Genomic DNA, 1611 nt, shown 5'->3' with positions numbered 1-1611 from the left:
TTCACAAGGTTTAGTGTCATTGAGGGATATTTGGATCAATATTCATTACGGGAGATGAACCGCCCATTGCGGACCCGCATGATGGGTGGTGTGGGGGCTGGAGGTTAGAGACCTCCGGCTACCCGATTAGTTGCCGTTAATCAAATTTTTTACTGTTATTCCTTTGGTGAACTTATTGAATAACATATAAATAGGATATCCAAGTGTAATATGTAAACCAAAAAGTAGTGAACAACCCAATGGTAATAGTAATACTAAAACTACGGGTGGTGTTTCACCGGGAAATAAACCAAGTAACATAGCTACACCCAAAAGAGTCATCCACACTACTCCTGTGCAAAAGCCAAATAAAAAACCTAGTTTTACTACAGAAGTAAAACTGAGCTTAAGTTTATAAGATTGCATGAAAACTTCCTTGGCAACTAACGATTCACAGCAGCCGCGCGCTGTTTCAGCGTCGGATGCCTGTGCTTGTTAAAAGGCATTATTGACGAGCCTTTACAATTAGTGCTGCAATGCCTTTGTTGCCAAATATGATCACTGCACCTATAACCAACTGAATAACCGAAGCTACTAATGCAGCATGATCTTGAGGCTCTAAAGAAGAGCCAAATTGTTGCGAAAGTTCATTTTTGAGAACAAAATAGTAAGCAACATCTGCAATAGAAAACGCCATTAGATAAATCCCAACACCAGTTAAAACAGCTACATCTAAGTTTTTGTAAAAATCCGAATGTTCACTAGTTAATTCTGTATCAGGAATTACTGACTTGATTAATGAGTTTGGAAAGAACCATAAAACTAAGGCAACTGCTATTTTGATTAAGTTTGGAAACAGTACAGTTGAAAAAAAGGCTGACCTCAAATACGGATCGTCTGTATTTAAGTGACTGCCATATTGAACAGGCAAAGTTTCTAAAACTTGAATAATGAGAAATATTGAAGCTAACTTTAAAATTATTATCAATATATTACGGTGGCTCATGACTTCTCCATGCCTTTTAACGCTCAAAGCAGGCGTGCGTTTACGCATCGCCCTGCCTTTGCTTGTTAGCACTAGTTCCACCAAACCATGAGTTAGGTTTTCGATAATACAAAATTAAACAAAGTATTATCAATATCACTGGATCTAGTACCGATTGATATACAGTACTGCCACGATAGACAAAAATAGCAATGTTGATTATGAAAGCTGCAAACATAGCTATTAACGCAAAGCGAGATTTAAACAATACACCTACAACAAGAAAAGAACTTAAAACTAAATAGCTGAATTGATGCACTGGTTCAAATACACCCATTAATGTTGGTTCGACTCTGGAGTAATCTGTACCCCAGAATAGTAACCACCAAACAGATATTTTACCCAAAATCAAAACTAATAGTAACGCATATGGTATTCGGTTTCTCATAGTCACTCTTTAGTGCTTACGCTTTAAACAGCGGAAAACGCGAGCGTAGCGAGTGGTTTTCCGATGCTTTAACTTGTGTACGCCCGACATGGGCATTGACTTATGAGGTGAAAGTCCTCTGTAGGAAGATCACCGTTTAAATAACATACTGTTATTAAACGATAACTACTAGCGAATGGCAAGGGCTAAATCGCGAGAG

The 1611-nt window shown here is 38.1% G+C and carries 3 protein-coding genes; all 3 read right to left on the bottom strand.

Annotation, left to right across the window (positions count from 1 at the left end; translation table 11 throughout):
* Positions 1–126: 126 nt before the first annotated feature.
* The 3 genes from PSR9079_RS23305 to PSR9079_RS23295 all read right to left on the bottom strand — a co-directional run bounded on the left by PSR9079_RS23305 (position 127) and on the right by PSR9079_RS23295 (position 1412).
* The gene (locus PSR9079_RS23305) at positions 127–405 is read right to left on the bottom strand and encodes a hypothetical protein (RefSeq protein ID WP_149983447.1); all 279 of its coding nucleotides are present in this window, start codon (positions 403–405) and stop codon (positions 127–129) included.
* Positions 406–484: 79 nt separating this feature from the next.
* Complete coding sequence (locus PSR9079_RS23300; protein WP_149983446.1) at positions 485–1033, bottom strand: hypothetical protein; 549 nt, start codon at positions 1031–1033, stop codon at positions 485–487.
* Positions 1026–1412, bottom strand: coding sequence for a hypothetical protein (locus PSR9079_RS23295; protein ID WP_149983445.1), 387 nt, complete (start codon positions 1410–1412; stop codon positions 1026–1028). Before PSR9079_RS23295 ends, PSR9079_RS23300 begins: the two co-directional genes overlap by 8 nt.
* Positions 1413–1611: the final 199 nt, after the last annotated feature.

Origin of the sequence: Pseudoalteromonas rhizosphaerae (genome assembly GCF_902498845.1) — a bacterium.
Lineage (GTDB): Bacteria > Pseudomonadota > Gammaproteobacteria > Enterobacterales > Alteromonadaceae > Pseudoalteromonas > Pseudoalteromonas rhizosphaerae.
This window is presented reverse-complemented; position numbering and strand designations above follow the sequence as displayed.

Coding starts and splice junctions, on each gene's coding strand:
- PSR9079_RS23295 (WP_149983445.1), bottom strand. CDS start 1,412: ATGAGAAACCGAATACCATATGCGTTACTATTAGTTTTGATTTTGGGT.
- PSR9079_RS23305 (WP_149983447.1), bottom strand. CDS start 405: ATGCAATCTTATAAACTTAAGCTCAGTTTTACTTCTGTAGTAAAACTA.
- PSR9079_RS23300 (WP_149983446.1), bottom strand. CDS start 1,033: ATGCGTAAACGCACGCCTGCTTTGAGCGTTAAAAGGCATGGAGAAGTC.